Source organism: Mesorhizobium sp. M8A.F.Ca.ET.021.01.1.1 (assembly GCF_003998025.1).
GTDB lineage: Bacteria > Pseudomonadota > Alphaproteobacteria > Rhizobiales > Rhizobiaceae > Mesorhizobium.
On record NZ_RZSJ01000511.1, the window covers coordinates 1 to 4493 of the forward strand.

The 4493-nt window shown below is 65.8% G+C and carries 3 protein-coding genes; all 3 read right to left on the bottom strand.

The genetic code is table 11. From position 1 onward, the window contains the following. Positions 1-2759, bottom strand: a 2759-nt coding sequence (locus tag EOA36_RS28565) for an efflux RND transporter permease subunit (protein ID WP_127280375.1), incomplete at its 3' end; no start/stop codon positions are given. A 4-nt stretch (positions 2760-2763) separates the two neighbouring features. Then, on the bottom strand, positions 2764-4038 hold the full coding sequence (locus tag EOA36_RS28570; RefSeq protein WP_127280376.1) for an efflux RND transporter periplasmic adaptor subunit: 1275 nt from the start codon (positions 4036-4038) through the stop codon (positions 2764-2766). 243 nt (positions 4039-4281) lie between these two features. Further along, on the bottom strand, positions 4282-4491 hold the full coding sequence (locus tag EOA36_RS28575) for a hypothetical protein (RefSeq protein ID WP_245464498.1): 210 nt from the start codon (positions 4489-4491) through the stop codon (positions 4282-4284). Positions 4492-4493: the final 2 nt, after the last annotated feature.

Sequence of the window (4493 nt, forward strand, 5' to 3'; positions counted from 1 at the left end):
TCGTTGGTCTGGCCGAACAGGCTTGCCGCGAGCAGCGCGCCGAAGATGCCGATCGGCACCGACAGCATGACCGCGAACGGGATCGACCAGCTCTCATAGAGCGCGGCCAGGCACAGGAACACGACCAGCGCCGAAATCGCGTAGAGCGACATCGCCTGGTTGCCCGAAAGCCGCTCCTGATGTGAAAGCCCGGTCCATTCATGCGAATAGCCGGCCGGCAATTGCGCGACGAGTTTGTCGATCTCGTCCATCGCCGCGCCCGAGCTGACACCGGCCGCCGCCGCGCCCTGGATTTCGACCGCCGCCGAGCCATTGTAGCGCTCGAGCCTTGGCGAACCGAATGTCCAGTGGCTGGAGGCAAAGGCCGAGAACGGCACCATGGCGCCGCTGGCATTGCGGACCTGCCATTTGTCGAGGTCCTCCGGCTGCATGCGGAAATTCGCGTCCGACTGCATGTAGACCGGCTTCACCCGTCCGCGATCGATGAAGTCGTTGACGTAGTCGCTGCCCCAGGCGCTGGACAGCGTGTTGTTGATGTCGGCGAGGCTGACGCCCAGCGCGCTGGCCTTTTCCTGGTCGATGTCGACCGAGAACTGCGGCTGGTCCTCCTGTCCGTTGGGGCGCGTGTTGGCGAGCAGCTTGCTTTGCGCGGCAAGACCCAGAAGCTGGTTGCGCGTCTGGATCAGCGCGTCATGGCCGGCGCCATTGACGTCCTGCAGGTAGAAGTCGAAGCCGTTGGTGTTGCCGAAACCCTGGATTGCGGGGGGCGCCAGAGCGAAGACCTGCGCATCCCTGATCTTGGAGAACGCGCCCATGGCGCGGCCAGCGATGGCTTGCGCGGCCATTGCGGGCGACTTGCGCTGGCTGAAATCCTTCAGCCGCACGAAGCCGATGCCGACATTCTGCCCGGCGCCGCCGAAGCCGAAGCCCGACGCGGTGAAGACCCCGTCGACAGCGTCCTTTTCGTCGTTGAGATAGTGGTCGGTGACCTGCTTCAGCACGCGCTCGGTGCGGTCCTGCGTGGCACCGACCGGCAATTGCACGCTGGTGATCAGGATGCCCTGGTCCTCTTCCGGCAGGAACGAGCTCGGCAGCCGGGCAAACATCCAGCCCATGGCGACGACAATGGCCAGGAACACGACGAGGAAGCGTTTTCCCCGGTTGATGATGCCATGCGAACCGTCGCGATAGGCCGTCGTGCCGCGATCGAACATCCGGTTGAACCAGCCGAACGGACCCGTCTGCGTGGCATGGTCCTTCGGCCGCCGCAGGATGGTGGCGCACAGCGCCGGCGTCAGCACCAGCGCCACCAGCACGGACAGCACCATGGCCGAGACGATGGTCACCGAGAACTGCCGGTAGATGATGCCGGTCGAGCCGCCGAAGAAGGCCATCGGCACGAACACCGCCGACAGCACGGTGGCGATGCCGATCAGCGCGCCGGTGATCTCGTTCATCGATTTTCGCGTCGCCTCTTTCGGCGGCAGCCCCTCCTCCGCCATGACGCGCTCGACATTCTCGACCACGACGATGGCGTCGTCGACGAGCAGGCCGATGGCGAGCACCATGGCGAACATGGTCAGCGTGTTGACCGAATAGCCGAACAGCGACAGCACGCCGAACGTGCCGAGCAGCACCACCGGCACGGCGATGGTCGGGATGATCGTCGCCCGCAAATTCTGCAGGAAGATGAACATCACCAGGAACACCAGCACGATCGCCTCGGCCAGCGTCTTGACCACCTCCTCGATCGACAGCCGCACGAAGGGCGAGGTGTCGTAGGGGTAGACGACTTCGACCCCTTGCGGGAAGGTCGAGCTCAGCCGGTTGATCGTCGAGCGCACCGCTTCGGCGGTGCTGATGGCGTTGGCGCCGGTCGCCAGGTTGACGGCGACGCCGGCCGCCGGCTTGCCGTTGTAGTTGGCTTGCGTCGTATAGCTCTCGGCGCCGAGTTCGACGGTGGCGACGTCGTTGAGGCGGACCAGCGAACCGTCGGTCTGGCTCTTGAGGATGATGTTGCGGAACTGTTCGGCGGTCTGCAGCCGGCTCTTGGCGGTCACCGTGGCGTTGAGCTGCTGGCCCTTGCGCGCCGGCAGGCCGCCGAGCTGGCCGGCCGAAACCTGCGTGTTCTGCGCCTCGATGGCGCTCGCCACGTCATTCGGCATCAGCGCGTATTTGGCGAGCTTGTCCGGGTCGAGCCAGATGCGCATGGCATAGCCCGAGCCGAAGAGCTGCGTCGAACCGACACCCTCGACGCGCTTCAGCGTGTCGTTGACGGTGGCATCGACATAGTCGGCGAGATCGGTGGAGTTCATCTTGCCGTCGCTGGAGACGAAGCCGATGACCATCAGGAAGCCGGTCGAGGACTTTGAAACCGTGATGCCGTTGCTCTGCACCACCTGCGGCAGTTGCGACTGCACCAGTTGCAGCTTGTTCTGCGTCTGCACCTGGGCGGTGTCGGGATCGGCCGTGCTGGTGAAGGTCAGCGTGATCGAGGCCGAACCGGTCGAGGTCGACGTCGCCGTCATGTAGTCGAGATTGTCGATGCCGGTCATGCCTTGCTCGATGACCTTGGTCACCGAATTCTCGACCGTCTGCGCGTCGGCGCCGGGATAGGTGGCGCTGATGTTGACCGTGGTCGGCGCGATCTGCGGATATTGCGAGATCGGCAGCGTGGTGAGCGCGAGCAGGCCGCCCAGCATGATCACGATGGCGATCACCCAGGCGAAGATCGGCCGGTTGATGAAAAATGCTGACATCGTCTCAGTTCCCGGTCGAGGCGGCGGGTTGCTGGCCGGTGCTGGCCATCTTGGATGGGGCCGGCAAGGCCGATGTCTGACCACGGTCCTTGATCTCGCCGGTCGCCTCGTCGATCGTCACTTCGACGCCGGTCGCGTCGCCGCCGGGGCGCACGAGCTGCAGTCCTTCGACGATGACGCGGTCGCCATCGCCGACACCGCTATCGACCAGCCAGTTGTTGCCGACGGTGTTGCGCACGGCGAGCACCCGCGTCTCGACCTTGCCCTGCGCATTGATGACCATGGCCGTCGCCTCGCCCTTTGTGTTGCGGGTGACGCCGCGCTGCGGCACCAGGAAGCTGTTCTGGGCGACCCCCTCCTCGACCAGCGCCCGCACATACATGCCGGGCAGAAGCAGGCGGTCGGGATTGGGAAACTCCGCTCTCAAGGCGAATGTGCCGGTGGTCTGGTCGACATTTGCGCCGGAGAATTCCAGCTTGCCGGTCTGCGCGTAGATGGTGCCGTTCTCGAGCTTCAGCTTGACGCTGACATTGGGGCCGCTGAACTTCAGCCGTCCCTCCGAGATCGCCTGGCGCAGGTTGAGCAGATTGGTGCTCGACTGCGTGACGTCGACATTGATCGGGTCGAGCGAACGGATCGTGGTCAGCACCGTCTCCTGGTTGGCGGTGACCAGCGCGCCCGGCGTCAGCGTCGACTTGTCGATGCGGCCGGCGATCGGCGCGGTGATCGAGGTGCGGTCGAGGCTGATGCGCGCGGTTTCCGCGCTGGCCTTGGCGGAAGCCACATCCGCCTGCGCCTGTGCAAGCGTGGCGGCGGCATCGTCATAATCCTGTTTGGAAACAACGTTCTGCTTCAAGAGGCCGGCATATCTGTCGAACTTGGCTTGCGCGGTGGGCACCGCCGCCGCCGCCTTCTGCTGCGCGGCGATCGCGCTGTCATAGGCCGCCTTGTAGCTCGCCGGGTCGATGAGGTAGAGCGGCTGTCCAGCCGCCACCTCGCTGCCTTCCTTGAACAGGCGCCGCTGGATGATGCCGTCGACCTGCGGTCGCACCTCGGCGATCAGCGACGCCGCCGTGCGCCCCGGCAGTTCGGCCGTTATCGCCACCGATTGCGGATGCAGCGTGACGACGCCGACTTCGGGCTTGCCGACACCGCCCATGCCCGCGGGAGCCTTGCCGCCCTCCTGTGAGCAGGCCGCCAGGAGAAGGGCCGTGGCAAGCGCCGTCCAGGGCGCGAACCGGCGAACCGGCGAAAAGGACTGGCTGGACTGGATAGACATGGGTTGAATGATCTTTCGCTGGAGGAGCGGTTACCGCCTGGGCATCGGATCGCCCAATGGGGGCGAGGCCGAATGCCGGCGGTCGGAGGCGAGGACGGTCGATGTCGTAACGAGGGGCCGCGCGCATCCAAGGGCGGCGTCGAGGGGTGCTTCGAAGCGGCTCATGTCGCGCTCCTGCTTCGCGACTGGCGCGCACTCGAGGATCGAGTGGCTGGCCGCGATGCCCCCGCGTCATTATGCCGATCAGCGCCGACATGCCAAGCGCCTTGCCAGGTCTGACGCGATCTTGCGATCATGATTGCCGTGGCCATTGGCATGCTGCGAGACTGGCAGCGACAGGCGCGAGGCGGCGAAGGCCAGCCGGATGGCGCCCTTCAGCGTGTCGGCCGGCAGCGCCGCATGGCCGGCGCGCCCGGGCAGCGCCGCAAGGCCGGCGCGCCTGGGCAGCGCCACAT